The organism is Halomonas halmophila (assembly GCF_006540005.1).
In the GTDB taxonomy this organism is placed as follows: Bacteria; Pseudomonadota; Gammaproteobacteria; order Pseudomonadales; family Halomonadaceae; genus Halomonas; species Halomonas halmophila.
The window spans coordinates 43,829-67,727 of record NZ_BJOC01000028.1; the positions used below are offsets into that span (position 1 = coordinate 43,829).

Consider the following 23,899-nt stretch of genomic DNA (forward strand, 5'->3'; position numbering starts at 1 on the left):
CTTGTCCCCGGCGCTCATCACGCCGCAAGTTTGCACAGGAGTCCTTAGCGGCGCTCCTTCATCATTGAGACAAAGCGGTCGAACAACGGCGACACATCCCGGGGGCCGGGGCTAGCTTCGGGGTGGCCCTGAAAGCTGAACGCCGGTCGGTCGGTGCGCTCGATGCCCTGCAGGGTGCCATCGAACAGCGAGCGATGCGTCGCGCGCAGGGTGGCCGGCAGCGTGGCTTCATCGGCGGCAAAGCCGTGGTTCTGGCTGGTGATCATCACCTGGCCGCTGTCCAGATCCTGCACCGGATGGTTGGCGCCGTGGTGGCCGTGCCCCATCTTGACCGTGCGCGCGCCGCTGGCCAGCGCCAGCAACTGATGGCCCAGGCAGATGCCGAACACCGGGATGTCGGTCTCGAGGAACTCCTGGATGGCGCGAATGGCGTAGTCGCAGGGCTCGGGGTCGCCCGGGCCATTGGACAGGAAGATGCCGTCCGGCTGCATGCCCAGCACCTCGCGCGCCGATGTCTCGGCCGGCACCACGGTCAGGCGGCAGCCGCGCGAGGCCAGCATGCGCAGGATGTTGTGCTTGGCGCCGAAGTCATAGGCCACCACATGATAGGGGCGCTCGTCCCGAGCGGTATCGGCATAGCCCTTGCCCAGCGCCCACTCGCCCTGGGACCAGTCGTGGGCCGCGCTGCACGATACCACCCTGGCCAGGTCCATGCCCTTGAGGCCGGGAAAGGCTCGGGCCGCTTCCAGGGCGCGCGCCGTGGCATCCTCGCCCGCGGCCGTCTCCCCGGCGAAGATGGCGCCGTTCAGCGCGCCCTTGTCGCGCAGCAGGCGGGTCAGGCGACGCGTGTCGATATCGGCGATTCCCAGGACGTTGTTGTCGGCGAGGTACTCGGACAGGGTCTGTTCGCAGCGGAAGCTGCTGGCCAGCAGCGGCAGGTCGCGAATCACCAGCCCGGCGGCGGCAATGCTGGCGGACTCCACGTCCTCGTGATTGACGCCGGTATTGCCGATGTGTGGATAGGTCAGGGTCACGATCTGACGGCTGTAGGACGGGTCGGTGAGGATCTCCTGGTAGCCCGTCATGGCCGTATTGAACACCACCTCACCGCTGGTTTGCCCATCGGCGCCAATGGCGGTGCCGTAAAACACACTGCCATCTTCCAAGGCCAGTATCGCGGGTTTGTTCAATGCAACGTCCTCCCAGGTGTAAAGAGACAGCTCGTCAAGAAATACGCTTCGAACGGCGCTGGCCGCATGGCGCTCGCTGTGCCGTCAGGGGCCGGCCGGCGGCACGACAGACCCACCATCGGCCCGTAAAAAAGCGGGACGAAACCCGACATGGAAGACCGGTTTCATCCCGCTTGTTGTCATTCGCTCGGAATGCTGGGCCGACGCAACAAGCGTTCGCGCGGCATGAGCCGGCTGCCCGGCCAAAATTTGGGAGATTTTAAAGCATCCGCGGCCGTTCGACCACCCTTCAGTCGAGCCCGAGCACGTCCTGCATGTCATAACGGCCGGCCGACTGGCCGGCCACCCAACGCGCCGCGCGCACCGCGCCCTTGGCGAAGGTCATGCGGCTGGACGCCTTGTGGGTGATCTCGACGCGCTCGCCCTCGGTGGCAAACATCACGGTGTGCTCACCGACGATGTCGCCGGCGCGCAGCGTGGCAAAGCCGATCTCCTTGTCGGTGCGCGGCCCGCACTGACCGACACGCTCGAACACCCCGTATTCCTTGAGCGGGCGCTCCAGGACATCGGCCATCACCTCACCCATCTTCAGGGCCGTACCGGAAGGCGCATCGACCTTGTGACGGTGGTGAGACTCGATGACCTCGATGTCATACCCCTCGTCCCCCAGCGCCCTGGCGGCAGTCTGCAGCAGCTGCAGCGTCAGATTGACGCCGACGCTCATGTTGGGCGCGAAGACCATGGGGACCCGCTCACGGTAGCCGTCCAGCTCGGCCAGCTCGGCCTCGGAGAGCCCGGTGGTGCCGATCACCATGCGCTTGCCGTGCGTGGCGCAGAACGCCAGGTTGTCGAGCGTGACCCGCGGCGCGGTGAAATCGATCAGCACGTCGATGTCATCGGCGATGCGCGCCGGGTCATCGACGGCGGCCACCCCCAGCCTGCCCTGGCCGGCGAGTTCACCGAGGTCGACCCCCACCAGCGAACTCCCCGGCTCGACGATGCCGCCGGCCAGGCTGGCCTCGGTATCCTGCTGCACGGCGTTGACCAGGGTGCGGCCCATGCGGCCGGCGACACCGACGATGGCAATACGAGTCATGGAAACTCCTGAAGTTGGCGATCGAAAGATGGTCGGAGTATAACAACGCCACCCCCGGGCGTCTCGACGGATGCCGGCGGCGCCGAGGCGTCACCCGATCGATACGCCAGTGTGGCAGACTGACGCCAACGTCACCCGAACAAGCCGAGATACCGCCATGCCCAGCCCCCGAATACCGCGCCCGAGCCTTCGCCTGCTGATGGTCGCCAGCCTGCTGACGGCCCTGGTCACCCCGCTGGCCGGCTGCGCCGATCGCGTGCGCGCCATCCCGCTGGCCGGCGACGAGGTCCTGGCGCGCGCCCCTGTCGAGCTCTGCGGCAGCCTGGCACTACCCGACCAGTGGCTTGAGGGCACCCCGGTCAACGGGCTCTCCGACCTGGCTCTGGAAGCGGATACCGGCCTCCTCTACCTGCTCTCGGATCGCGGGCGCCTGCATCGCGCACGTCCCCTCTTCGACAACGGACAGCTGAGCGGACTGACGCCCATCGACAGTCAGCGGCTGCGCGACGCCCGGGGCCAACCGCTCGCCGGCGCGGACGCCGATGCCGAGTCGCTGACCCTGCTGCATGCTGACAATGCCACGCCGGGTGACACTGAGTTCTGGGTCAGCTTCGAGCGCGACCACCGCCTGCAACGCTTCGCCCCGGACGGCACTCCCCTGGCGGCGCCCATTCGCCCACCGCAGACCAGCACGGCGCGCCGCAACCAGGGCATGGAGGCCATGACCCGGCACCCGACCCACGGACTCATCCTGGGCCTGGAAGCAGCGCCGGCCGGCGTCCCGGACAAGCAGACCCGGCTGTTCAGCCTGGACGGCAAGGAGTGGCATTACCCCCTGGCGGCGGCCAGCGGCAGCGCCCTGACCGAGCTCACGACCGATGGCGACGAGCTGCTGGCACTCGAGCGCGCTTTTGCTCCGCCCGCCCCGCTGGTCATCAGCCTGCGACGCGTCCGACTCGGCGAGCCACCGCGACTGAATGTCGAAACCCTGGCCAGCTTTTCCAGTGCCGACGGCTGGTGGCTGGACAACATGGAAGGCATGACACGGCTCGACGACGGCCGCGTGCTGATCCTCAGCGATGACAACGCCAGGGCGCTGCAGCGTAGCCTGCTGGTCTGCCTACGCCCGCGTTGAGCCGCCGCCGGCGTCATGGCGCAATAACAGCGCAATAGCCGCCAGTACCATCAGACTGCCCGGCAGCCAGATCCAGCCCAGGCTCTGCGGCACCCGCAGGAACAACACCAGCATGGAAACGAAGGGCACCAGGTAGCCATAGGCGGTGATAGCACCCGGCGTCAGCACCTGGGTGGCACGCTGCATCAGCCAGAAGGTCAGGGCGCTGGAGCACAGCCCCAGATAGACCAGCAGCAGGCCATCGCTCCAGCGCATCGACCCCAGCCGGACCGCAGGTTCCACCAGCAGCCCCAGCAGGCCGATCAGCGCGCCGCCCAGCGCCAGACTCCAGAAGGTACGCACCGCGGCCGACGCCGACAGCAGTCCGGTATTGAGCCCCCATTTGGAAATCACCGGGTACAGCGCCGAGCAGACACAGCCGGCGAAGAAGACCGCTTCGCCTCGGCCCAGCTGCATCGCGCCACCCCGCACCCGTGCCTCGGCCAGTGCCAGCGCCAGGGCACCCGCCGCTCCCAGGGCCAGGATCGCCGGCAGCCGCCAGGCCGGCTGCTCCACGCGCAGCAGCCGACCGAGGCCATAGGCCAGCAAGGGCACACTGACATACAGGGTCGCCATGGACAGCGCCGTGGCATGATGCGCCGCCCAGAACATGGCGCCGAAGAACCCCGCCAGACACAGACCCATCAGGGCATAGAGCGGCCACGCTGCAGGCGCGGGCCTGAAACCATCGGCCCAATACGCCAGCGGCCACAGGCCGCCACAGGCAATGGCGAAACGTAGCGCCGTCAGCAGCATCGGCGGCAGCTCACTCAGCAGGCCCACGGCGGGAAACGACAGCCCCACCAGTGCCGCCCAGAGCCACATCCCCAGGTGCGCGGCACGCGATGTCACGGATCAGTTTTCCCAGATGATATCCAGGGATTCCTTGCCCGCCATGCGCTCCAGGTGATTGGCCACGACACCTTCCAGCTGGTCCAGCCCTTCCTCGTCGAGTGCTTCCACCGCCACATGCAGCTTGTCTTCCTCGGCCTGCAGCAGGCAACTGCCATTCTCGAACTGGATTCGGCCCTGTGCCTCCGATTGCTCGACCTCCAGCTTGTGCGCCCAGTGCTTGCACAGCCGGTTGATCAATTGGTCACCGGATTCGGTGAGTACTACCGCTCGCGATATCGGCATGACGACGCTTCCATCATTTTCAGAGAATTGAAGACCACAGATTATGACGGCACATCATCGAGCGCCACCCTACCTTGGCCGACCCGCACGACCGAAGCGATCATCGCCCGACGAAGCCTCGACAACCCGACGGCATCCCGGCAAAATATTATCATTTGTAAACCCGAATCATACGCAACAAGGGAATCACGACTTGAATCGCCAAGCCGAGTGAGGCGCACGCAGCACAGCCAGCGCAACAGCGAGTCAGGCGAGCCTGTGAGCAGCGTGCCACGCAGTGATTGGCATGCACAGGCACTCAAGCAGCGTTTCCCGGAGTCAGCCCTCTTTCAACCCGCGAGCCCCGCCCCATGACAGCACCTCTACTCAAGACCCTCGGCAGCCTCGGCCTGCTGATGAGCGCCAGCCTGGCCCAGGCCGACGAGATCACCGTCACCGATGTCGCCGGCCGCGACGTCAGCGTGGAGGCGCCCGTGGACCGCGTGATCCTCGGCGAAGGCCGTCAGATCTACCTGCTCGGCGCCCTGCAGCCGCAGGATCCGTTCGAACACGTGGTGGGCTGGCGCAACGACTTTTCCCAGGCCGACCCGGACAATTACGCCAGCTATGCCGACAAGTTTCCGGAGTTAAAGGACATCCCCACCTTCGGCGGCTTCAAGGATGGCACCTTCGATGTCGAGCAGGCGGCCTCGCTGCAGCCGGACGTGGTGCTGATGAACCTCGAGGCCAGGACGGCCACCGAGGACGCCGGCTATGACGACAAGCTGGCCGAGCTGGGCATCCCCATCGTCTACGTCGATTTCCGCGCCGATCCCATCGCGCATACCACCCCCTCGATGCGCCTGATGGGCAAACTGCTCGGCGAGCAAAAGACCGCCGAGGCCTTCATCGACTTCGCCGAACAGCAGATGGCGCGCGTCACCGACACCATCGAAGCCGCTGACCCCGAGAGGCCGCGGGTCTTCATCGACCGCGCCGGTGGCTACTCGGAAGACTGCTGCATGAGCTTCGGCCCGGGCAATTTCGGCGAATACGTCGAGCTCGCCGGCGGCACCAATATTGCCGACGGCATCATCCCCAACACCTTCGGCACCTTGAACCCGGAGCAGATCATCGCCGCCGACCCGCAGCATGTCGTGGTCACCGGCGGCAACTGGGACGCCTATGTGCCCGGCGGCGACTGGGTGGGCGTCGGCCCGGGCGCCGACATGGACAAGGCCCGGGCCAAACTCGAGGGCCTGACCGAGCGCACCGCCATGACCGGTATCGAGGCCGTCGAAAACGACAACTTTCATGCCATCTGGCACCAGTTCTACAACAGTCCCTACTACTTCGTGGCGGTACAGAAGATGGCCAAGTGGTTCCACCCTGACCTCTTCACCGACCTCGACCCCGAAGCCACCATGCAGACACTGCACGAGCGCTTCCTGCCAGTCGACTATGAGCCGGGCTACTGGCTCTCGCTGAAGGATCGCTGAGATGCCGGCCAGCGCCAGTGACAGTATCGAGCAGCAGGGTGCTCGCCCCGTCTCCGCAGGCCGCGACCATTACCGCCGCCTGGTGCTGCGCCGCCAGCTGATTCTGGCCGGCCTGGCACTCGCCCTGCTCTGCACCCTGTGCGTCGACCTGGCCATGGGGCCGGCACGCTTCAGCCTGGCGGAGGTGGTCGCCGCACTGTTTGACCCGGATGCTGCCAGCCAGCAGGTGCGCGTCATCCTCTGGGAAATCCGCATGCCGGTGGCGCTGATGGCCCTGGTGGTCGGCGCCAGCCTGTCGGTGGCCGGCGCCCAGATGCAGACCATCCTCAGCAACCCGCTGGCCAGCCCCTTCACGCTGGGGATTTCGGCGGGTGCCAGCTTCGGCGCCGCCCTCGCCCTGGCCTTCGGCGTGGCGATCATTCCCACCGCCATCGACTACGTCATCCCGATCAATGCCTTCGTGATGGCCATGCTCACCGCCTTCGCCATCCATGCGCTGAGCCTCAAACGCGGCGTGACCATCGAGACCATCGTGCTGCTCGGCATCGCCATGGTCTTCATCTTCAACTCGCTGATGGCACTGATTCAGTTCTTCGCCAGCCAGCAGGCCGTGTCCGCCGTGGTGTTCTGGACCATGGGCAGCCTGACCAAGGCCACCTGGCCCAAGTTGTGGATCGCGTTGGCAGTGCTGGCCGTGGTCATGCCACTGCTGGCCCGCCATGGCTGGGCGCTGACCGCCATGCGCCTGGGCGACGCCAAGGCCGAAAGCCTGGGCGTGAAGCCCCGCGGCCTGCGCCTGGAGGTGCTGATACTGGTCTCGTTGCTGGCCGCCATTGCCGTGGCCTTCGTCGGCACCATCGGCTTCATCGGCCTGGTCGGACCACATATCGCCCGCCTGCTGCTGGGCGAGGATCAGCGCTTCTTCCTACCGGGAGCCGCCCTGTGCGGCGCCCTGATCCTCTCAGTCGGCTCGGTGCTGTCGAAGGTCATCATTCCGGGCACCATCATCCCGATCGGCATCATCACCTCGCTGGTCGGCATCCCCTTCTTCCTGTTCCTCGTTCTCAACCACAAGAAGGCCTCATGGTAACGCTCACCCTCGACCGGCTGACGGCGAGCTATGGTCGTCGGCCCATCCTCGCCGAGATCACCACGCCACCCCTCGAGGGCGGACAGGTGGTCGCCGTGCTCGGCCCCAATGCCGCCGGGAAGTCGACCCTGTTCCGACGCCTCTTCGGCCTGCTCACCGGCGGCGGCCAGGTGCATCTCGAAGGCGTCAGCCGCCAGCAGCCCATCGCCTACATGCCTCAGGAAACCGCCGTCAGCGCCGCCCTCACGGTGTATGAGGCCGTTTTGCTGTCCCGCATGCAGGGACGGCACCTGAAGGTGGATGACGATGACCTCGCCGCCGTGGATCAGGCCCTGGGCGAGCTGGGCATCGCCGCGCTCGGCGAGCGGGATATCGGCGACCTGAGTGGCGGCCAGCGGCAGATGGTCAGCGCCGCCCAGGCCCTGGTACAGAACCCGGACATCCTGCTGCTCGACGAGCCGACCTCGGCGCTGGACCTGCACCGGCAGATCCAGCTACTGACGATCCTACGCCGCCTGGCCAGGGAACGCGGCATACTGGTGATCGCGGCGCTTCACGATATCGGTCATGCCCTGCGCTTCAGCGATCACGCCATGGTGCTGCAGGACGGCACCTTGATCAGCTGTGGCCCGACCACCGAAGTCGTCACGCCCGAGCTGCTGCACCGGGTCTACCAGGTGAATGCCCGAATCGAGCCCTGCTCGAAGGGACAGCCCCAGCTCATCGTCGAAGAAGCCGTCTGACACGGTGGCCTTCGAGGGCCGCCAGGGCGGCCCCGCCCAGCACCAGTGGCAGCGCGACAAGAAAACCACTGGACAGCGGCAGGCCGAAGATCAGCAGGTCGGCCAGCACCGGCCAGACCAGCGCCACATACTCGAAGGGTGCCAACCGCGAGACCTCGGTGAAGCGCAGGGCCAGTGTCATGCAGATGTGCGCCGCGCCGCCGAACAACCCGGCCAGGATCAGCAACGCCAGGGTCGTCCCGGACACCGCCACCCAGCCCAGCGGCAGGGTGGCCAGGCCAGCCAGGGTGGTGACCAGCACGAAGTAGAAGGCAATCGAGGCCGCCGACTCGGTACGCGAGATGCGCCTGACCGTGACCAGGGCCCCGGCCGTCAGCAAGGCGGCGAGTATGCCCAGCCCATAGCCGAGCACCCGCCCCGCCGGCTGCCCCGCACCCAGATCCGGGACGACCAGTGCCGCGACGCCGCACAGCACCAGGGCAAAAGCCAGGGCGCGATGCAGCGTGAAACGCTCGCTTAGCAACAGCACACCGCCGATGGCCGTGAAGACCGGCGCCAGTTGCGCCAACAGCGTCGCCTCGGCCACCGGCAAGCGCGCCACCGCCGCGAAGGACGCGAACATCGCCGCTGCCCCCAGCCCCGAGCGCAGCAGATGCCCCAGCGGCCGCCGCGTGACCAGGACCCGCGGGAACTCCCGTCGCCACAGCATGAACACCAGGATCGGCAACAGCGCGAAGGCCGAACGGAAGAAGATCGTCTGCCCCAGCGGCACCTGAGTGCTCACCAGCTTGACGCAGACCATCATGCCGGTGAACAGAATGCCCGACATCAGCCGCAGCAGGATGCCGGCCAGCGGCCGATCCACAACGTCATTCATGGGGTCTATCGTCTCCTGATCGGGCCCTGCCGGTCGTCAGCATTGTCGGGAGAGGCAGGCGAGCGTACACAATGAGGCCCCGCCTCCTCGGGGAGTGCGGGGCCTCTGGGTGAAGCGACGGACCGGCGCCCGTTACGGTTTCATGTCCTCGAAGAACTTCTTCACGCCGTCGAAGAAGTTGCTCTTCTTCGGCGAGTGATGGCTGTTGCTGCCGTCCAGGCTGTCCTGGAACTGGCGCAGCAGGTCCTTCTGTTCCTCGCTGAGCTTGACCGGCGTCTCGACCTCGACGCGGCACAGCAGGTCGCCGGCGGGGCCGCCGCGCACCGGCTTCACGCCCTTGCCCTTGAGGCGGAACATCTTGCCGGTCTGGGTCTCGGGCGGAATCTTCAGCTTGACCCGGCCATCCAGGGTCGGCACCTCGAGCTCGCCACCCAGGGTGGCATCGACGAAGTTGATCGGCACCTCGCACTGCAGATGACGGCCTTCGCGCTCGAAGATATGGTGCGGCTTGATGGCCACCTGGACGTAGAGATCACCGGGCGGGCCACCGTTCATGCCGGCTTCGCCTTCGGCATTGAGGCGAATGCGATCGCCGGTGTCCACGCCGGCCGGAATCTTCACCGACAGGGTGCGGGTCTCGCGCTCGCGGCCTTCACCGTTGCACTTGTGACACGGCACCTTGACGTGCTGACCGCTGCCATGACAGGTCGGGCAGGTCTGCTGCACGGCGAAGAAGCCCTGCTGCATGCGCACCTGACCCATGCCGTGACAGGTCGGGCAGGTCTCCTTGCTGGAGCCCGGCTCGGCACCGTCCCCGTCGCAGCGCTCGCACTCGATATGGCGCGGCACGCGAATATCCACGCTGGTACCGGCGACGGCATCCTCGAGGTCGACCTCGAGGTTGTAGCGCAGATCACTGCCACGCTGCGGGGCATTGGGATTGCGGCGCGCTCCGCCACCTCCGAAGATATCGCCGAAGACATCGCCGAAGATGTCACTGAAGCCGCCGGCCCCGGCACCGCCGAAGCCGCCACCGGCCTGGCCGTCGACGCCGTCATGACCGAACTGGTCATAGGCCGCGCGCTTCTCGCTGTCCGTCAGGACCTCATAGGCCTCGGAAACCTCGCGGAACTTCTCCGCCGCGGTATCATCGTCCGGATTACGGTCCGGATGGTATTTCTGTGCCAGGCGCCGGTAGGCCTTCTTGATCTCTTTCTGATCGGCCCCGCGCTCGATTCCCAGCACTTCGTAATAGTCACGCTTGGACATCTGTCTGTCCGCCTCCGTAGCGACGCTGCGCAAACACCAACGCGGGAGTCGAGCTCCCGCGCTGGTGTCAGCCGTGATTCAGGCGTCGTGGTTTACTGCTTTTTCTGGTCGTCGTTGACTTCCTCGTACTCGGCGTCGACCACGTCTTCTTCCTGCTTGCCTTCGGCCTGCTCACCGCTGTCGGCCTGCTGCTGAGCGGCGTCGTCACCCTGCTCGGCGTACATCTTCTGCGCCAGGTTGCCGGAGGCTTCGGTCAGCGTATCCAGCTTGGCCTGGATGTCGTCCTTGTCGTCGCCCTTGATGGCTTCCTCGAGTTCGCTGGCCGCATTCTCGATGGACTGCTTCTCTTCGTCGGTCGCCTTGTCGCCGGCTTCCTCGAGCGTCTTGCGGGCGGCGTGGACCATGCCGTCGGCCTGGTTGCGCAGCTGGACGAGTTCCTCGAACTTCTTGTCCTCTTCGGCATTGGCCTCGGCGTCCTGCACCATCTGCTCGACTTCTTCCTCGGACAGACCGCTGGAGGCCTTGATGACGATCGACTGTTCTTTGCCGGTCGCCTTGTCCTTGGCGGAGACGTTGAGAATGCCGTTGGCGTCCAGGTCGAAGGCGACCTCGATCTGCGGCACACCGCGCGGCGCCGGCGGAATGTCGGAGAGGTCGAAGCGACCCAGCGACTTGTTGCCACTGGACTGCTTGCGCTCGCCCTGCTGCACGTGAATGGTCACGGCCGTCTGATTGTCATCCGCGGTCGAGAAGGTCTGCGTCTTCTTGGTCGGGATAGTGGTGTTCTTTTCGATCAGCGGCGTCATCACGCCACCCAGGGTCTCGATACCCAGAGTCAGCGGGGTAACGTCGAGCAGCAGCACGTCCTTGACGTCGCCGCCGAGCACACCGCCCTGGATGGCAGCACCCACGGCCACGGCTTCGTCCGGGTTGACGTCCTTGCGGGCGTCCTTGCCGAAGAATTCGGTGACCTTGGACTGCACCAGCGGCATGCGCGTCTGACCACCGACCAAGATGACATCATCGATGTCGGAAGCGGACAGATCGGCATCCGCCAGCGCGGTCTTGCACGGCTTCAGCGAACGCGCCACCAGGTCCTCGACCAGCGACTCGAGCTTGGCCCGCGTGACCTTGACGTTGAGGTGCTTGGGCCCGGTGTTGTCGGCCGTGATGTACGGCAGATTGACCTCGGTCTGCTGGGCACTGGACAGCTCGATCTTGGCCTTCTCGGCGGCTTCCTTGAGGCGCTGCATGGCCAGGTTGTCGCCGGACAGGTCCATGCCGCTGTCATGCTTGAACTGATCGACCAGATAGTTGATCAACGCCAGGTCGAAGTCTTCACCACCCAGGAAGGTATCGCCATTGGTGGCCAGCACTTCGAACTGGGTCTCGCCGTCGACATCGGCCACTTCGATGATGGAGATATCGAAGGTACCGCCACCCAGGTCATAGACCGCGATGGTCTTGTCGCCGCGCGACTTGTCCATACCGTAGGCCAGTGCAGCGGCCGTCGGCTCGTTGATGATGCGCTTGACCTCGAGACCGGCGATACGACCCGCGTCCTTGGTGGCCTGACGCTGGCTGTCGTTGAAGTAGGCCGGCACGGTGATGACCGCTTCGGTGACCGTCTCGCCCAGGTAGTCCTCGGCGGTCTTCTTCATCTTCTGCAGCACTTCGGCACTGACCTGGGGCGGCGCCAGCTTGTTGCCCTTGACCTCGACCCAGGCATCGCCGTTGTCGGCTTCCGTGATGGTGTAAGGCACCATCTTGATGTCCTTCTGCACGACATCGTCTTCGAAACGACGGCCAATCAAGCGCTTGATGGCATACAGGGTGTTCTGCGGGTTGGTCACCGCCTGGCGCTTGGCCGCCTGACCGACGAGTGTCTCGCCGTCGTCGGTGTAGCCAATGATGGACGGGGTAGTACGAGCGCCTTCGGCGTTCTCGATCACCTTGGCCTGGTCGCCGTCGAGCACGGCAACGCAGGAATTGGTGGTCCCCAGGTCAATACCGATGATGCGTCCCATAGGAAATCCTCGAAATATCGCTGTTACAAATTCGTTCGTGTGAGGCGGTTACCGCCTTGATGCCATGTATCTGGGGGCCCTCAGCACCTTTTCAAGGGCCCGAAGCGCTTTTTCAGCGCAAAATCATTCGGCGGCCTGACTGACCACGACCATCGCCGGGCGTACCAGGCGACCGTTGAGCAGATAGCCCTTCTGGATCACTTCCATGACGCTGTTGGGATCCATTTCCGCGTTGGGCACCATGGTCACGGCCTCGTGGTACTGCGGATCGAAGGGTTCACCGGCCGGGTCGACCACCTCGACGCCAAACTTGTTGAGCACATCCAGCTGCAGCTTGAGGGTCATGGAAACCCCCTCGCGATGCACTTCGGTGGCATCCTCGCCCATGGCGTCCAGCGCCTTTTCCAGGCTGTCGACTACCGGCAGCAGTTCCTTGACGAACTTCTCGAGCGCAAACTTGCGTGCCTTCTCGGTCTCCTGCTCGGCACGACGGCGAATGTTCTGCGCCTCGGCCGCCTCGCGCATGGCCTTGTCGTTGGCCTCGGCCAGGCTCTTCTCGAGCTCCTCTACCTTGGCCGCCAGCATCTCGGCTTCGGGGTTGTCGCTGGACTCACCCTCGACCTTCTCCTGTTCAGCGTTCTCGATTGCATCCTCGATGGTATCCTCGAGCTCGCCGTCGACGATTTCCGGCTCCACCTGGGCGTCGGTTTCCGCCTGCTGGCGGGAAAGCTCATCGTCCTGAGGTGTCTGCGGATCTTTGGCCATGTGTGCCTCCTGAATGACAGCTGGCGGGCGGTGCCGCCTGAAGACATGTTGTCGGGTTGAAACGTCGTTGCCAGGTATATGGGGCTGACAGCGCAGAACTCAAGGCACCCCTGCCAACCGATTCGCGGTGCGCGTTGTTCGCCGACATGAACTACTGTATAAACACACAAGGCAATGGATGAATAACCAGTGAATTCCAGCGGCACCGGGGAGGCATCATGCTGACAGAGCTTGCCATCAGCGACTTCGCTATCGTCGACCAACTGTCACTCGAATGGGACAGCGGCATGACCGCCATTACCGGCGAGACAGGGGCCGGCAAGTCCATCCTGCTGGGGGCGCTCGGCCTGTGCCTCGGTGAACGGGCGGATACCGGCAGTGTGCGCCATGGCTGCGAACGCGCCGACCTCAGCGCGCGCTTCGATGTCTCGGCACTGCCCGGCGCCCGCGCCTGGCTCGAAGCCCGCGAACTGCCCAGTGAGGACTGCCTGCTGCGGCGCGTGGTGACCCGTTCGGGGCGCTCCAAGGCGTGGATCAACGGCCTGCCGGCCACGGTCAGCGACCTCAAGGCGCTGGGCAGCCACCTCATCGAGATTCACGGCCAGCATGCCCACCAGGGCCTGATGCGCGAAGACACCCACCTGCAACTGCTCGACGACTTCGCCGGTCACCATGCCGCCATCGAGGCACTGGCCGAGACCTATCGCGACTGGCGTGACGCCCAGCAACGACTCAAGCGCCTCTCGGAGGATGACGACGAGATTCGCGCCCGGCTGCAGCTGCTGCGTTACCAGGTCGAGGAGCTCGACCAGCTGAGCCTGGCCGAGGGCGAGCTGGACGAGCTGGAAACCGAGCAGGAAAACCTGGCCCATGCCGAGGAGCGCCTGCAGGAAGCCCAGTTCGCCGCCCAGTGCTGTGATGGCGACGAGGGCGGTGCCCTGCCGTTGCTGCATCAGGCGGTCAACCGACTCTCCGCCCTGCCCGGCAGCGAACGAGGCGCCCTGGCCGATGCCCTGAGCATGCTGGGCGACGCCTGCATCCAGGTGGAGGAAGCCGGCCGCGAACTCAACCACTTCGCCTCCAGCGTGGAGCTGGACCCGGAACGCCTGGCCCAGGTCGAACAACGCCTCAGCGAAGTGCACCGCATCGCCCGCAAGCACCAGGTGCCCCCGGAAGAGCTGGTCGCCCTGCACCAGCGCCTGTCCGACGAGCTGGCCGAACTCGACGGCGGCGACAACGACCTGGATAGCCTGAGCGCCGAGGTCGAGCGACTCAAGCAAACCTGGCGGGAACAGGCAGAAGCCGTCAGCAAGACCCGTCGGAAAGCGGCCAAGCGCTTCGGCAAGGAAGTGCAGGATCAGCTGGCGTTTCTGGCCATGGACAAGGCCAGCTTCGAAGTCGAGCTGACGCCACGTGACACCCCCTCCGCGGAAGGGCTGGAGCGGGCCCGGCTGTTGATCAGTGCCAACCCGGGCCAGCCCGCACGTCCGCTCACCAAGGTGGCCTCGGGCGGCGAGCTGTCACGCATCAGCCTGGCCATTCAGGTCGTGGCCGCGCAGCACTCGACCATTCCCAGCCTGGTCTTCGACGAGGTCGACGTCGGCGTTTCCGGCGCCACCGCGGAAGTCGTCGGCCAGCTGCTGCGGCGGCTGGGCAGCAACGGCCAGGTGATGACCGTCACCCACCTGCCACAGGTCGCCGCCCAGGCTCACCAGCACCTGCATATCGCCAAGCAGGCCGAAGACGACACCACGCTGACGCAGATGGCGGTACTCGATGAAGCCGGCCGCGTAGGCGAACTGGCCCGGATGCTGGGCGGCATGAAGCTCACCGACCAGACCCTGGCCCACGCCCGCGAGATGCTCGACGCCAGCCAGCGCGCGCACCACTGATCCGCCACGGCCTGCACTCAGGACCGACTCGACGGCGCTGCCACCAACACGCAGACGCTCCTCATCCCCGGGGATGAGGAGCGTCTCGAGATGACCTGGTGGTTGACGTCGCCGACGCGGCTGGCTGTGTCAGCCGTTCAGCTCTTCGCGTTCTTCGGACGCACGTAAAGCACCAGGGCATGGTCCACCAGCTCGTAGCCATGCTCTTCGGCAATTTCCTGCTGGCGGCGCTCGATGGTGTCATCGAAGAACTCGATGATCTCGCCACTGTCCAGGCACACCATATGATCGTGGTGCTCCTCCTGGGTCAGCTCGAAGACGGCATGCCCGCCATCGAAGTTGTGGCGCGTCACCAGCCCGGCTGTCTCGAACTGCGTCAGCACACGATAGACGGTGGCAAGGCCCACGTCTTCGCCCGCTTCCAGCAGTGTCTTGTAGACATCCTCGGCGCTCAGGTGGTGTTGTCCCGTGGCGTTCTCGAGAATATGTAGTATCTTGACGCGCGGCAGGGTCACTTTCAGACCGGCCTTGCGTAATTCATGGTTTTGGTCGGCCATGTTTGCTCTTCGCAGTATCAGGTAGGGTCGGGTATGATCGACCAAAACCACGATAGTGAAGAACAGGCGCAAATGCAAAAGCTGACCCGAACCGTCACCCTCACCGCCACCCTGACTGTCGCCCTGACATTGATCAGTGGCTGCAGCTACCTTGGCGTGTACAAAAGGGATCTCGCCCAGGGTAACCTGGTGACCTCCGACATGGCCGAGCAATTGCAGCCCGGCATGACACGCCAGCAGGTGCTCAACATCATGGGCAGCCCACTGCTCACGGCACCCTTTGATGCTGGCGAGTGGGACTACATCTACTACCTGGACAAGGCCTACAGCGGCACCGAGCAACGCCGTCTGACGCTGACCTTCCAGGGCAACCGCGTCGCCGATATCGAACGGTATGGCGATTTCTCCGAGCCGCCCGCGGTGGCCGACGAACGCGGCATCGGACCCACCGAGTCATCCGGTGAGCAAACCGGCAACCTGCTCAACGTGCGTCCCGAGGACAGCTGAGCCCGGCTCAGTCACGCTTGGCAGCGGCGCGGGCGATCCGTGCCGCCTTGGGGTCGAGCTGCAGGGGGCGATAGACCTCCACGCGATCGCCGTCCCGCATCGCATGCTGCTGCGGGTCTCGCAGGGGCTTGCCAAAGATGCCGAGCGGTGCCTCGTCGAAGGTGGCCGGTGCCACCTCCGGAAAGTGGTGGGGCAGGTCGGCCTGCTGCACCGCTTCACGGGCCGTCGTGCCCTCCGGCAGGCTTAGCTGGATAATGCGTTGCCGGCTGGGCAGTGCAAAGGCGACTTCGACCTGCATCATACTCGGGGCCTCAGCGTCCATAGAGCTCATCGGCACGGCGAGTGAAGGCATCGACCAGCTGGCCGGCCACCTGCTGGAACAGCTTGCCGAAGGCCATGCCCATCAAACGGTTGGCGAACTCGAATTCCATCTCCAGGCTGACCTTGCAGGTGTCCTCGCCCATCGGCGTGAACAGCCAGCGCCCTGTCAGGCGCTTGAAAGGGCCACTGACCAGCGACAGATCGATGCGCTCCGGCTCCTGAAGATCATTGCGCGTGGTGAAACTCTGTTCGATGCCGGCACGCCCCAGCGTCATTTCGCCAACCAGGTGTGCCTCATCATGCTCCAGCAGGCGGGCATCGCGACACCCCGGCAGAAACTCCGGGTAACGCTCGAAATCGTTGACCAGGTCGAACATTTGCTTGGGGGTGTGCCGCACCAGGGCGGACCGATTGACCGTTGGCATTGACCTCTCCGCTGACTTCAAAGGGCCCAAGGCGTATCATGAGCAGTGATTTCAAGCCTTGAATGGTATCATGCTTCCCCCCATATCGAAGGGGCAGGCCATTTTCGGCAAGACAGAATATGAGGTTCCATGGCCAACAAGAAAGGCAAGAGCAAGGGTCCAGGCGGTAACACCATCGCCCTGAACAAGAAGGCACGCTTCGAGTATCACATCAACGAAACCTTCGAGGCCGGTCTGTCGCTGGCAGGGTGGGAAGTGAAGAGTCTGCGTGCCGGGAAGGGACAGCTGACCGACACCTACATCCTGATCAAGAACGGCGAAGCCTGGCTGCTGGGCAGCAACATCACGCCGCTCAACACCGCCAGCACGCACGACGTGACCGACCCATCGCGCACGCGCAAGCTGTTGTTGCACCGCAAGGAGATCGCCCGCATCTTCTCGCGCACCCAGGACAAGGGGCATACCTGCGTCCCGCTCAAGCTGTACTGGAAAGGCAGCAAGGTGAAGTGCGAACTGGCCCTGGTGACAGGCAAGAAGATTCACGACAAGCGGGAGACCGAGAAGGACCGCGACTGGCAGCGGCAGAAGGGCCGGATCATGCGCGAGCAGAACAAGACATAACCCTGTCGCACTGACAGCGATGCTGTTAGAATGGGGACGCAACGGGGGCGACATGGCTTCGACGCCGGCGACAACCCCTGAGGTGCATGCCGAGAGTGTGATGTATCTCGTAAATACAACATCACGACTAAATAGTCGCAAACGACGACAACTACGCTCAGGGCGCGCTGGCAGCGTAACAACTGCTAGCTTCTAGTCCGACCCGGAAGTGATGTGCCCATTCATCACGGAAGGGAACGAGCTCATAGATGATGGGATCGCGATTGGCCCTGTCCTCGTGTCAATCGTTAAAACTAAGAGGAATCGCGCTTCTGGATCCTGATCGTCGGAGCCAGCGGTGTTAAACCAAAAGACGGAACTAAGCATGTAGAGCCGATGGGCGAGTGTCGGCGGACGCGGGTTCGATTCCCGCCGCCTCCACCAACACCAGAAGAAAGCCACCTCCACGGGTGGCTTTTTCCGTTTGAGGCCTGCCCGCCGACAACGTGTCGGTACTCTCTCGAACGACAGGGGCTCGATTCCCGTCACCCCACCAACACCAGAAGAAAGCCACCTCCACGGGTGGTTTCTTCGTTTGGGTGCCTGCCCGCCGACAGCGTGTTGGCACTCTCTCGAACGCACGGGGGCACATATGGGGGCACCTCGTGGGGCCCGAAGCCCCAATGCCCCGAGCACCATAGAACCACACTTGATGGCGATAGATTGTTGCCGTCCCTTGCTCGACCGACTACCCAGAACGGGTTGCGACGCTGGCGCAACTCCACCTTCCACGGAACCCGGGCAGGCAGGTACCTGAAGCCAAAAGAGCCGAGGCATCAACAGCCTCGGCTCTGCGGTTGTCCTGATCCGGTCGCACGCCGAGCCGCCGTTACTGGACCGAACGTCCCTGGCTCGGCTCGCGACGCTCAATCATCCTGGACCATGGCCTGCTTCTCTCCTGCCAGAACCTCATCCCAGGCCCAGTCGAGGGTATAACCCTGGCAGGCATCAATGGTGTCGAGTACCGCGACGGCGTGCTGCAGGGAGTTACCATTGGCGCGCAACGCTACCACTACCTTGGCCAGGTCCTGCTTGCTGAATGTACTGGCGATCTGATCGGCTTGCTCGGCTAACTGGATACCGTTCATGGTGTCATCCTCATGCAAAGTCATCATTATCCCGGGGCATCTTCACCCGGGCCGCCATCCGCGATGGCGTTCTGGTGCCTTAGCTACGCATGCCGGGCCTGGTAAGTACCCTGGGCGTACTGCGGGAGGTCGATAGTCTTGCAGAACCTCACTCCTGGCGCCTGGATCGGAAACAACAGGGCACTCAGGTGGTAGCCTTGCGTCAGCGCGATGAATCCAGGTAGCGATTTACCGTCTGACGCCGTGATTTCAATATGGGTCAGCTTGCGGCACCGCACAAAGCATCATTAGGCGTATGCGGTGTTGTTTTTTGACGACTCTGAGCACCTGCAGCATGGATTTCGGTAACCTGACTACAAGATTCCATCGAACGATATACACATGACGCGATTGCCTGAGCCAGCGACCGCTGCCCAAGACTCCTGGATAACCCCATGACCCAACCGACCCCTGACACCGCTCACGACGAGATTCCCATTCCACATCGCGCCAAGCCGGACTGGTCGTCGATCGGCCGGCTACCGATTCAGGGCAGTGACGAGCCGTTAGTGCCCATGAGCCTGGCACCAGCGCCGATCAAGGTATTTCCGGCCTACGCCCGCCTGGGTATTCCGGGGGCCATCGATGAGTGCTATGTGCGCGAAGGCGTCTACCGTCGCCTGCTGGCGGTGGCCCGCGCCCTGCCCGAAGGGATGAGCCTGCTGGTGCTGGATGGCTGGCGTCCCTGGCGTGTTCAGCAGTACCTGTTCGAGACCCTGCAGTCCATCATCCAGGCCAGGCACCCGTCTCTCGGTGAACGGGAACTGCTGGAGCGCACGCGCGAATTCGTCGCCCAGCCGAGTAACGAGCCGACCTCGCCAAGCCCCCATCTGACCGGAGGCGCCGTGGACGTGACGCTGTGCGACGCCGATGGTCTGCCGCTGGACATGGGCACCCTGTTCGACGAGGCCGTGTCGGCATCACATGCTGCCGCGCTGGAAAGCGAGCTGGAGGAAGGCGGCAGCCGCTATCAGGCGAGACGCCATCGCCGCCTGCTCTACCACGCCATGCTGGCCCAGGGCTTCACCAACCTGCCCAGCGAATGGTGGCATTTCGACCTCGGCGACCAGCTCTGGGCTCACTACGGCGGTCATGACAGCGCCCATTACGGCCCGGCGGAACTGGACACCATCGAGAGCCGCTGGCGACGCCAACTATAAGCCGAACCACACGCCAGGCGGGTCAGGACAAGCCCTCGATCTCGCCGGCTGCGTCGAGCCCCATCCCGGCGCTCGCCGGTCGCTCAGGCATGCCCGGCATGCGCATGATGGTGCCGCACAAGGCCACCACGAAGCCCGCCCCGGCGGCCAGCTCGAGCTCCCGGATGGGCAGCACATGCCCGGCGGCCAGGCCCCCCATCTCCGGGTCGGCGGCAAAGCTGTAAGGCGTCTTGGCGATGCAGACCGGCAGGTGACCGTACCCCAGCGCCTCGTACTCCTCCAGCTGGTGCTGTGCCCGCTCCTCCAGCTGGATATCCGCGGCGCCGTAGTGCTGCGTGGCGATGGCACGCAGCTTGTCCGCCAGGCCGGCATCATCGGCATAGCTCAATCGCGGCTCCGGGGTGGCGCCGTCCAGCAGCGCCATCACGCGCTCGGCCAGCTCCTCGCTGCCCGCCGAGCCCTCCTGCCAGTGGCGGCTCAGCACCACTTCCACCCCCATGGCGTCACAGGCCTCGCGCAGCACGGCATGCTCCTCGCTGGAATCCTGGTCGAACTGATTGATCGCCACCACCAGCGGGACGCCCGCGCCCTGCAGGTTCGCGACATGGCGAGCGAGGTTGGCGGCACCGCGGCGCACGGCCTCGGGATCGGGTTGCCCCAGTGCCTCGCGCGCGATGCCACCATGCATCTTGAGGGCGCGCAGCGTGGCCACGACCACCACCGCACTGGGTGACAGGCCGGCCTGCCGGCACTTGATGTTGAAGAACTTCTCGGCGCCCAGATCCGCCCCGAAGCCGGCCTCGGTGACTACCACATCAGCCAGCGCCAGCGCCGAGCGGGTGGCCATGACCGAGTTGCAACCATGCGCGATGTTGGCAAAGGGCCCGCCATGCACGAAGGCCGGGGTGTGCTCGAGTGTCTGTACCAGGTTGGGCGCCAGCGCCTGCTTGAGCAGCACGGCCATGGCGCCCTGGACCTCCAGATCCCGAGCACGCACCGGCGCCCCATCGCGCGTTCGCGCCACCACGATCTCGCCGAGCCGCCATTGCAGGTCGTCCAGATCGCGTGCCAGGCAGAGAATCGCCATGATCTCGGAAGCGGCGGTGATATCAAAGCCATCGCGGCGTGGCACCCCCTGGCCACCCTCGCCGACGATCAACTGGCGCAACGCCCGGTCATTCATGTCCATCGTGCGCTTCCAGGTAATCCGCTCGGGATCCAGGTCCAGGGCGTTGCCCCAGTAGAGGTGGTTGTCGATCTGCGCGGCCAGTAGATTATGCGCACTGCTGATGGCATGAAAATCGCCGGTAAAGTGCAGGTTGATATCCTCCATGGGGATCACCTGCGAGCGGCCGCCTCCGGCCGCGCCGCCCTTCATGCCGAAGCAGGGCCCCAGCGAGGGTTCACGCAGGCAGATGGCGGCTCGCTGGCCGATCCGGCTCAGGCCATCTCCCAGCCCCACGGTGGTCGTGGTCTTGCCCTCACCGGCCGGTGTCGGCGTGATGGCCGTGACCAGCACCAGCTTGCCCTGCGGACGCTCGGCCAGCTCATCGGTAAAATCATGGGGCAGCTTGGCCTTGTCATGACCGAAGGGCAGCAGCCGAGAAGCCTCGATGCCCAGCCGGGCTGCAACATCGTGGATCGGCCAGGGACTGACAGCCCGGGCGATGACACTGTCCGGGGACCCGGGCGGCGGCCACTCCGGTGTGGCAGTCGCCTCGCACAGGGTGGCCTCTTCCATCGGGGATTCAGGGGTCTGCCACGGCCGATAATCGTTCATTCCGCCTCCTCAAGAGGCGCCATTCCGCGGCGCCATCACGCTGCTCAGCCCAATGCTCAAAGCAGCGTGGAACGCCTTGCGCATCGCGTGCATTCCCAATACGACGTCGGCATAGCCGAGACGGACATCATCTGGCCTTATTGAACGACCGCTACCCCAGTGCCTTGACGATCAACTGCACACCGACGATGGCCATGGCCAGGATCACCAGCCGATAGAACAGCCGCTCGTTGACGCGACTCTGCAGCCACAGTCCGCTTTTCACCCCGGCCCAGGCCACCGGCACCAGCGCCAGCGAAGCCCAGGCGCTGGTCAGGTTGATCTCACCGAGCCACAGGTACGGCGGCAGTTTCATCAGGTTGACCGCTGCAAAGCAGAGGGTACAGGTGGCGATGAAGGCCTGCTTGGAGAGCCGACGCGGCACCAGATAGAGGTTCATCGGCGGCGCGCCGGCATGCGCCAGAAAGCTGGTCACTCCCACACCGATGCCCGCCGGCCAGGCCCACAGGGCATGGATGGGCCGCGATGCCGACGGCTTGAGGATCATGTAAACCACGAACAGTAGCGACACCACGCCAAGCAGCAGTCGCACATGGTTCTCGTCGAGCGTGCCGATCAGCAGGGTACCGGCGATCACCCCCAGCGCCATGCCGGGCAGCAGGCGACGGATCTCGGTGGCCACGTGATGGCCCCACCAGGCCTTGACCGCGAACACGTCCATGACCAGCAACAACGGTAGCAACAAGCCTGCCGCTTCGATCGGCCCGATGGCCAGCGCCATCAACGGCACCGAGAGGGTGCCGAAGCCGCCCGCAAAGCCACCCTTTGACACCCCGGTCAGATAGGTGGAGAGGATGATCAATGTCCAGGCCAGCCAGCCGTAATCGGGAAGCATCGCGGGATTCCTTGCACACAAAAGCGCCGGAGCGGTCATCACCGCCCCGGCATCGGGTCAGGCTTAGGCGCTGCGCGGTTTAGCCGTCGTTGCTCACGCCATGCATGGCCAGGGCGGTATCGAGCATGCGATTGGAGAAGCCCCACTCGTTGTCGTACCAGGCCATGACCTTCACCAGCTTACCACTGACGCGCGTATGGTTGGCGTCGAAGGTGGATGAATTGGCGTCATGGTTGAAGTCGATGGAGACCAACGGCTGGGCATTGACGCTGAGCACCGGCGACTCGGCCGCGGCGGCCTCGACGGCGGCATTGATTTCCTCGATGCTGGTCTCGCGCGAGGCCGTGAAGGTCAGGTCGACCAGCGAGACATTGATCACCGGCACGCGAACCGCCAGACCATCGAGGCGACCGTCGAGCTCGGGCAGCACCTGGCCGATCGCCGCCGCGGCGCCGGTCTGGGCCGGGATCATGGAGTGCGTGGCACTGCGCGCCCGGAAGGGGTCCTTGTGGTACACGTCGGACAGGTTCTGGTCATTGGTGTAGGCATGCACCGTGGTCATCAGGCCGGTCTCGATGCCCACCTTGTCGTTCAACGCCTTGGCCAGCGGCGCCAGGCAGTTGGTGGTGCAGGAGCCGTTGGACACCACGCGATCCTCGGCGGTCAGCTCGCCTTCGTTCACGCCATAGACGATGGTGGCATCGGCATTGGGCGTGGGCGCCGAAACCAGCACCCTGCCGGCGCCGGCGGTGATGTGCTGAGCCGCGGCGTCGCGCTTGGTGAACAGGCCGGTGCACTCCAAGACCAGATCGACACCCAGATCCTTCCAGGGCAGTTGCGACGGATCGCGCTCGGACAGCATGTGGATGCGCTGGCCACCGACACTGAGGCTCTCGTCGTCATGCGTCACTTCGAAGCCGAAATGCCCATGCACGGTGTCGTGACGCAGCAGGTGAGCATTGAGCGAGGGGTCGCCCAGGTCGTTGATGGCCACAACGCTGACCCGGTCGCGATACCCGCCTTCATAGAGTGCGCGCAACACGTTGCGACCGATACGACCAAAGCCATTGATGGCGATCTTGAGTGTCATGGTGTCGTCCTCTCGATTGAGTACCGTCCTGCGGAAGTGGCTGAGCCGTCGGTGAAGCAGGGCGGCGCATCGCGATGCATGCCTCCCGCGCCCTGGCGCCAACCTGCGCTGGCCGGCACGACGACTCCAATTCCCCACAATGTGAATGACCATCGCGCCGGACACAAGCCATTTTTAGTAACTTTACAACACAAAAACGCCACCCTGAACCGCCAAAATTTCCATAAAGCTCGCATCATCAAAGCGTTATGCCGACAAGTGATGCACCCTTGGGCAAAGGGTAGACCTTGGTCGAAAGCACTATACTTAGTAAAAAAACCACGCATGCGCTAAGGTGACAGGATTCACCCCATCAAGGCCCAAGCTTCACCCGGCCACAGGAGTTCCGGCATGCCCTATTCCGACCTACCCGCTCGCCGCACCAAGATTGTCGCCACCCTCGGCCCGGCCAGTGACCGGCCCGGCGTGCTCGAGCGCATGATCGCCGCCGGTGTCGACGTGGTTCGCCTCAACTTCTCCCATGGTGCGCCCGATGATCATCGCCGCCGCCTCACCGAGGTGCGCGAGGCGGCCGCTCGACTGGGGCGCAGCGTCGCCGTGCTGGGCGACCTGCAGGGCCCCAAGATTCGCATCGCGCGC

The 23,899-nt window shown here is 64.7% G+C and carries 24 protein-coding genes and 1 other RNA gene; 10 read left to right on the forward strand and 15 right to left on the reverse strand.

All coding sequences use genetic code 11. The features are described 5' to 3' along the window. Window positions 1-44: 44 nt before the first annotated feature. Both carA and dapB read right to left on the reverse strand, forming a co-directional pair. Window positions 45-1,190, reverse strand: coding sequence for a glutamine-hydrolyzing carbamoyl-phosphate synthase small subunit (gene carA / locus HHA01_RS10645; protein WP_141320511.1), 1,146 nt, complete (start codon window positions 1,188-1,190; stop codon window positions 45-47). Window positions 1,191-1,479: 289 nt separating this feature from the next. After that, on the reverse strand, window positions 1,480-2,286 hold the full coding sequence (gene dapB / locus HHA01_RS10650) for a 4-hydroxy-tetrahydrodipicolinate reductase (RefSeq protein ID WP_141320514.1): 807 nt from the start codon (window positions 2,284-2,286) through the stop codon (window positions 1,480-1,482). Between the two features lie 157 nt (window positions 2,287-2,443). On the opposite strand from dapB, the gene HHA01_RS10655 reads away from it, so the two are divergent. After that, on the forward strand, window positions 2,444-3,421 hold the full coding sequence (locus tag HHA01_RS10655; RefSeq protein WP_141320516.1) for an esterase-like activity of phytase family protein: 978 nt from the start codon (window positions 2,444-2,446) through the stop codon (window positions 3,419-3,421). Here the strand turns inward: HHA01_RS10655 and HHA01_RS10660 are convergent. After that, the gene (locus tag HHA01_RS10660; protein WP_246053877.1) at window positions 3,407-4,312 is read right to left on the reverse strand and encodes a DMT family transporter; all 906 of its coding nucleotides are present in this window, start codon (window positions 4,310-4,312) and stop codon (window positions 3,407-3,409) included. The genes HHA01_RS10655 and HHA01_RS10660 overlap by 15 nt on opposite strands. 3 nt (window positions 4,313-4,315) lie before the next feature. Next, the gene (locus tag HHA01_RS10665) at window positions 4,316-4,597 is read right to left on the reverse strand and encodes a DUF2218 domain-containing protein (protein WP_141320518.1); all 282 of its coding nucleotides are present in this window, start codon (window positions 4,595-4,597) and stop codon (window positions 4,316-4,318) included. Between the two features lie 350 nt (window positions 4,598-4,947). Between HHA01_RS10665 and HHA01_RS10670 the strand changes: the two genes are divergently transcribed. From HHA01_RS10670 to HHA01_RS10680, 3 genes are read left to right on the forward strand one after another with little or no spacing between them, the layout of a single operon-like run. Continuing rightward, a complete protein-coding gene (locus HHA01_RS10670; protein WP_141320520.1) occupies window positions 4,948-6,075 on the forward strand; it encodes an ABC transporter substrate-binding protein in 1,128 nt (375 codons plus the stop codon). Window position 6,076: 1 nt separating this feature from the next. Continuing rightward, window positions 6,077-7,165, forward strand: a complete 1,089-nt coding sequence (locus tag HHA01_RS10675; RefSeq protein ID WP_141320522.1) for a FecCD family ABC transporter permease — start codon at window positions 6,077-6,079, stop codon at window positions 7,163-7,165. Beyond that, the gene (locus tag HHA01_RS10680; RefSeq protein WP_141320524.1) at window positions 7,159-7,908 is read left to right on the forward strand and encodes an ABC transporter ATP-binding protein; all 750 of its coding nucleotides are present in this window, start codon (window positions 7,159-7,161) and stop codon (window positions 7,906-7,908) included. The genes HHA01_RS10675 and HHA01_RS10680 overlap by 7 nt, the downstream gene beginning before the upstream one ends. On the opposite strand, the gene HHA01_RS10685 is transcribed toward HHA01_RS10680, so the two are convergent. The 4 genes from HHA01_RS10685 to grpE all read right to left on the reverse strand — a co-directional run bounded on the left by HHA01_RS10685 (window position 7,886) and on the right by grpE (window position 12,846). Further along, window positions 7,886-8,785, reverse strand: coding sequence for a DMT family transporter (locus tag HHA01_RS10685; protein ID WP_141320526.1), 900 nt, complete (start codon window positions 8,783-8,785; stop codon window positions 7,886-7,888). The two genes, HHA01_RS10680 and HHA01_RS10685, sit on opposite strands and share 23 nt — an antisense overlap. A gap of 132 nt (window positions 8,786-8,917) precedes the next feature. Continuing rightward, on the reverse strand, window positions 8,918-10,054 hold the full coding sequence (gene dnaJ, locus HHA01_RS10690) for a molecular chaperone DnaJ (protein ID WP_141320527.1): 1,137 nt from the start codon (window positions 10,052-10,054) through the stop codon (window positions 8,918-8,920). Window positions 10,055-10,146: 92 nt separating this feature from the next. Further along, window positions 10,147-12,081, reverse strand: coding sequence for a molecular chaperone DnaK (gene dnaK, locus HHA01_RS10695; RefSeq protein ID WP_141320529.1), 1,935 nt, complete (start codon window positions 12,079-12,081; stop codon window positions 10,147-10,149). A gap of 123 nt (window positions 12,082-12,204) precedes the next feature. After that, window positions 12,205-12,846 carry a nucleotide exchange factor GrpE gene (gene grpE / locus HHA01_RS10700; protein ID WP_141320531.1) on the reverse strand — a complete coding sequence of 214 codons (642 nt, stop codon included), beginning with the start codon at window positions 12,844-12,846 and terminating at the stop codon, window positions 12,205-12,207. A gap of 218 nt (window positions 12,847-13,064) precedes the next feature. Here grpE and recN point away from each other — a divergent pair, with 218 nt between their 5' ends. Further along, window positions 13,065-14,738, forward strand: coding sequence for a DNA repair protein RecN (gene recN, locus HHA01_RS10705; RefSeq protein ID WP_141320533.1), 1,674 nt, complete (start codon window positions 13,065-13,067; stop codon window positions 14,736-14,738). A gap of 137 nt (window positions 14,739-14,875) precedes the next feature. Here the strand turns inward: recN and fur are convergent, their stop codons facing one another. Then, complete coding sequence (fur, locus tag HHA01_RS10710) at window positions 14,876-15,295, reverse strand: ferric iron uptake transcriptional regulator (protein ID WP_141320535.1); 420 nt, start codon at window positions 15,293-15,295, stop codon at window positions 14,876-14,878. 33 nt (window positions 15,296-15,328) lie between these two features. On the opposite strand from fur, the gene HHA01_RS10715 reads away from it, so the two are divergent. Then, window positions 15,329-15,802, forward strand: coding sequence for an outer membrane protein assembly factor BamE (locus HHA01_RS10715; protein WP_141320537.1), 474 nt, complete (start codon window positions 15,329-15,331; stop codon window positions 15,800-15,802). 7 nt (window positions 15,803-15,809) lie between these two features. On the opposite strand, the gene HHA01_RS10720 is transcribed toward HHA01_RS10715, so the two are convergent. Further along, entirely contained in the window at window positions 15,810-16,103 is a 294-nt protein-coding gene (locus HHA01_RS10720) for an RnfH family protein (RefSeq protein ID WP_141320539.1), read from the reverse strand. A gap of 10 nt (window positions 16,104-16,113) precedes the next feature. After that, complete coding sequence (locus HHA01_RS10725; RefSeq protein WP_141320541.1) at window positions 16,114-16,548, reverse strand: type II toxin-antitoxin system RatA family toxin; 435 nt, start codon at window positions 16,546-16,548, stop codon at window positions 16,114-16,116. A 129-nt stretch (window positions 16,549-16,677) separates the two neighbouring features. Between HHA01_RS10725 and smpB the strand changes: the two genes are divergently transcribed. Both smpB and ssrA read left to right on the forward strand, forming a co-directional pair. Beyond that, window positions 16,678-17,169, forward strand: coding sequence for an SsrA-binding protein SmpB (smpB, locus tag HHA01_RS10730; protein WP_141320543.1), 492 nt, complete (start codon window positions 16,678-16,680; stop codon window positions 17,167-17,169). Between the two features lie 43 nt (window positions 17,170-17,212). Continuing rightward, window positions 17,213-17,592, forward strand: a transfer-messenger RNA (tmRNA) gene (gene ssrA / locus HHA01_RS10735). 482 nt (window positions 17,593-18,074) lie between these two features. Here ssrA and HHA01_RS10740 read toward each other — a convergent pair. Beyond that, the gene (locus tag HHA01_RS10740; protein ID WP_141320545.1) at window positions 18,075-18,296 is read right to left on the reverse strand and encodes a hypothetical protein; all 222 of its coding nucleotides are present in this window, start codon (window positions 18,294-18,296) and stop codon (window positions 18,075-18,077) included. A 434-nt stretch (window positions 18,297-18,730) separates the two neighbouring features. Here HHA01_RS10740 and HHA01_RS10745 point away from each other — a divergent pair, with 434 nt between their 5' ends. After that, entirely contained in the window at window positions 18,731-19,495 is a 765-nt protein-coding gene (locus tag HHA01_RS10745) for a M15 family metallopeptidase (protein WP_174787732.1), read from the forward strand. 22 nt (window positions 19,496-19,517) lie between these two features. On the opposite strand, the gene HHA01_RS10750 is transcribed toward HHA01_RS10745, so the two are convergent. The 3 genes from HHA01_RS10750 to gap form a co-directional block, all read right to left on the reverse strand. Then, on the reverse strand, window positions 19,518-21,275 hold the full coding sequence (locus HHA01_RS10750; RefSeq protein ID WP_141320547.1) for a formate--tetrahydrofolate ligase: 1,758 nt from the start codon (window positions 21,273-21,275) through the stop codon (window positions 19,518-19,520). Between the two features lie 151 nt (window positions 21,276-21,426). After that, a complete protein-coding gene (locus HHA01_RS10755) occupies window positions 21,427-22,170 on the reverse strand; it encodes a sulfite exporter TauE/SafE family protein (protein ID WP_141320549.1) in 744 nt (247 codons plus the stop codon). Between the two features lie 79 nt (window positions 22,171-22,249). Then, window positions 22,250-23,260: a type I glyceraldehyde-3-phosphate dehydrogenase gene (gene gap / locus HHA01_RS10760; RefSeq protein ID WP_141320551.1), complete on the reverse strand. Its 1,011-nt coding sequence runs from the start codon at window positions 23,258-23,260 to the stop codon at window positions 22,250-22,252. A 390-nt stretch (window positions 23,261-23,650) separates the two neighbouring features. Here gap and HHA01_RS10765 point away from each other — a divergent pair. Then, window positions 23,651-23,899: pyruvate kinase (locus HHA01_RS10765; RefSeq protein WP_246053878.1), on the forward strand; the 249-nt coding region annotated here is incomplete at its 3' end.

What these genes read in the sequence shown, in the direction of transcription:
- HHA01_RS10670 (WP_141320520.1), top strand. Translation starts at nt 4,948, where the DNA reads ATGACAGCACCTCTACTCAAGACCCTCGGCAGCCTCGGCCTGCTGATG.
- grpE (WP_141320531.1), bottom strand. Translation starts at nt 12,846, where the DNA reads ATGGCCAAAGATCCGCAGACACCTCAGGACGATGAGCTTTCCCGCCAG.
- HHA01_RS10680 (WP_141320524.1), top strand. Translation starts at nt 7,159, where the DNA reads ATGGTAACGCTCACCCTCGACCGGCTGACGGCGAGCTATGGTCGTCGG.
- HHA01_RS10755 (WP_141320549.1), bottom strand. Translation starts at nt 22,170, where the DNA reads ATGCTTCCCGATTACGGCTGGCTGGCCTGGACATTGATCATCCTCTCC.
- smpB (WP_141320543.1), top strand. Translation starts at nt 16,678, where the DNA reads ATGGCCAACAAGAAAGGCAAGAGCAAGGGTCCAGGCGGTAACACCATC.
- gap (WP_141320551.1), bottom strand. Translation starts at nt 23,260, where the DNA reads ATGACACTCAAGATCGCCATCAATGGCTTTGGTCGTATCGGTCGCAAC.
- HHA01_RS10675 (WP_141320522.1), top strand. Translation starts at nt 6,077, where the DNA reads ATGCCGGCCAGCGCCAGTGACAGTATCGAGCAGCAGGGTGCTCGCCCC.
- dapB (WP_141320514.1), bottom strand. Translation starts at nt 2,286, where the DNA reads ATGACTCGTATTGCCATCGTCGGTGTCGCCGGCCGCATGGGCCGCACC.
- HHA01_RS10740 (WP_141320545.1), bottom strand. Translation starts at nt 18,296, where the DNA reads ATGAACGGTATCCAGTTAGCCGAGCAAGCCGATCAGATCGCCAGTACA.
- HHA01_RS10685 (WP_141320526.1), bottom strand. Translation starts at nt 8,785, where the DNA reads ATGAATGACGTTGTGGATCGGCCGCTGGCCGGCATCCTGCTGCGGCTG.
- recN (WP_141320533.1), top strand. Translation starts at nt 13,065, where the DNA reads ATGCTGACAGAGCTTGCCATCAGCGACTTCGCTATCGTCGACCAACTG.
- dnaJ (WP_141320527.1), bottom strand. Translation starts at nt 10,054, where the DNA reads ATGTCCAAGCGTGACTATTACGAAGTGCTGGGAATCGAGCGCGGGGCC.
- HHA01_RS10720 (WP_141320539.1), bottom strand. Translation starts at nt 16,103, where the DNA reads ATGATGCAGGTCGAAGTCGCCTTTGCACTGCCCAGCCGGCAACGCATT.
- HHA01_RS10665 (WP_141320518.1), bottom strand. Translation starts at nt 4,597, where the DNA reads ATGCCGATATCGCGAGCGGTAGTACTCACCGAATCCGGTGACCAATTG.
- HHA01_RS10725 (WP_141320541.1), bottom strand. Translation starts at nt 16,548, where the DNA reads ATGCCAACGGTCAATCGGTCCGCCCTGGTGCGGCACACCCCCAAGCAA.
- HHA01_RS10750 (WP_141320547.1), bottom strand. Translation starts at nt 21,275, where the DNA reads ATGAACGATTATCGGCCGTGGCAGACCCCTGAATCCCCGATGGAAGAG.
- fur (WP_141320535.1), bottom strand. Translation starts at nt 15,295, where the DNA reads ATGGCCGACCAAAACCATGAATTACGCAAGGCCGGTCTGAAAGTGACC.
- dnaK (WP_141320529.1), bottom strand. Translation starts at nt 12,081, where the DNA reads ATGGGACGCATCATCGGTATTGACCTGGGGACCACCAATTCCTGCGTT.
- HHA01_RS10715 (WP_141320537.1), top strand. Translation starts at nt 15,329, where the DNA reads ATGATCGACCAAAACCACGATAGTGAAGAACAGGCGCAAATGCAAAAG.
- HHA01_RS10655 (WP_141320516.1), top strand. Translation starts at nt 2,444, where the DNA reads ATGCCCAGCCCCCGAATACCGCGCCCGAGCCTTCGCCTGCTGATGGTC.
- HHA01_RS10745 (WP_174787732.1), top strand. Translation starts at nt 18,731, where the DNA reads ATGACCCAACCGACCCCTGACACCGCTCACGACGAGATTCCCATTCCA.